This is a genomic window from Nocardia sp. NPDC050799 (assembly GCF_040654015.1).
In the GTDB taxonomy this organism is placed as follows: Bacteria; Actinomycetota; Actinomycetes; order Mycobacteriales; family Mycobacteriaceae; genus Nocardia.
Genome location: NZ_JBFAHF010000120.1, coordinates 1 through 1,172, shown reverse-complemented (window position 1 = coordinate 1,172; position 1,172 = coordinate 1). Strand labels below are relative to the sequence as shown.

The 1,172-nt window shown below is 54.9% G+C and carries 3 protein-coding genes; 2 read left to right on the top strand and 1 reads right to left on the bottom strand.

Going from position 1 to position 1,172, the window contains the following annotated elements:
• Positions 1–254, top strand: a 254-nt coding sequence (locus AB0H42_RS35790; RefSeq protein ID WP_357064333.1) for a chloride channel protein, incomplete at its 5' end; no start/stop codon positions are given.
• Positions 255–343: 89 nt separating this feature from the next.
• On the top strand, positions 344–688 hold the full coding sequence (erpA, locus tag AB0H42_RS35785) for an iron-sulfur cluster insertion protein ErpA (RefSeq protein WP_004932708.1): 345 nt from the start codon (positions 344–346) through the stop codon (positions 686–688).
• Positions 689–748: 60 nt separating this feature from the next.
• On the opposite strand, the gene AB0H42_RS35780 is transcribed toward erpA, so the two are convergent.
• A complete protein-coding gene (locus AB0H42_RS35780; protein ID WP_357064330.1) occupies positions 749–982 on the bottom strand; it encodes a hypothetical protein in 234 nt (77 codons plus the stop codon).
• Positions 983–1,172: the final 190 nt, after the last annotated feature.

The window sequence follows — 1,172 nt, the reverse complement described above, 5'->3', positions numbered from 1 at the left end:
CGCTGTTCGCCGCCACGGTGCGGGCCCCGTTGACCGGTATCGTGCTGGTGCTGGAAATGACCGACAACTACCAGCTGATTTTACCGATGATCATCACCTGCCTCGGCGCCACGGTAGTGGCGCAGCTGCTCGGCGGCAAGCCGCTGTATTCATCGATCTTGGCTCGCACCCTGCAAAGGCAGGAGGCGCAGCTGGCACGGGAAGCGGCGGAGAAAACAGGTAAAGAAAATACAACAAATGCGGTGAATACTTGAACGCAACACTCAGGTATCGGATAATCGTTAATATTAATCAGGCAGCCATAGTCGCGATCTGATGCTGAACAATGTTGGGAGTAAAGAGTATGAGTGATCAAACGGCACTGCCCCTGCAATTTACCGAGGCAGCAGCAAACAAGGTTAAGTTCCTGATTGCTGACGAAGAAAACCCGAACCTGAAGTTGCGGGTTTACATTACCGGCGGCGGCTGCAGCGGATTCCAGTACGGCTTCACTTTTGACGACAAGGTCAACGATGGCGACATGACCATCGAGAAGCAGGGCGTGGCGCTGGTGGTCGATCCGATGAGCCTGCAGTATCTGGTCGGCGGTTCGGTGGACTACACCGAAGGGCTGGAAGGGTCGCGCTTCGTGGTGACCAACCCGAATGCCAAAACCACCTGCGGTTGCGGTTCGTCGTTCAGCATCTGAGTTTGCCTGTCAGAACATCAACCCGCTCGCCTTAGGCCGGCGGGTTTTTTATGCCTACCATTACCATTCCACGAGGATCACTTCCGCACCGTTCTGCTGCGTCGGTGGGGTGCGGATGATCTTCGGCTGCGCCGTCGCGTGGCTGCATTCGGCCTGGGGGACGGCGGCTTCGAGGCGCACGGCGCATTGCGGTTCAATGGTCAGGGTAACGCCGATCTGGCCGCTGACGGCATCGGCATACGCGGCGCCACTCAGCAGGGCGCCACAGCAGGCAAGCAGAATTTTTTTCATCATTGCGGGAATAGTCATCCGTAAGCCATCTTGTGATGACTTATCGGCAAAAAGTTAAAAAGTTTTAACAGCGTGGGGAAGGGATTAACCTGCGGGTAACAGAATTTTACATCGACACTACGCTATTTTTTGGACGAAAATAATACCACTGAACCCGTTTTTAGTCTAATAAATCACCCGGTGCGGCGTTGCC

What these genes read in the sequence shown, in the direction of transcription:
- AB0H42_RS35780 (WP_357064330.1), bottom strand. Translation starts at nt 982, where the DNA reads ATGATGAAAAAAATTCTGCTTGCCTGCTGTGGCGCCCTGCTGAGTGGC.
- erpA (WP_004932708.1), top strand. Translation starts at nt 344, where the DNA reads ATGAGTGATCAAACGGCACTGCCCCTGCAATTTACCGAGGCAGCAGCA.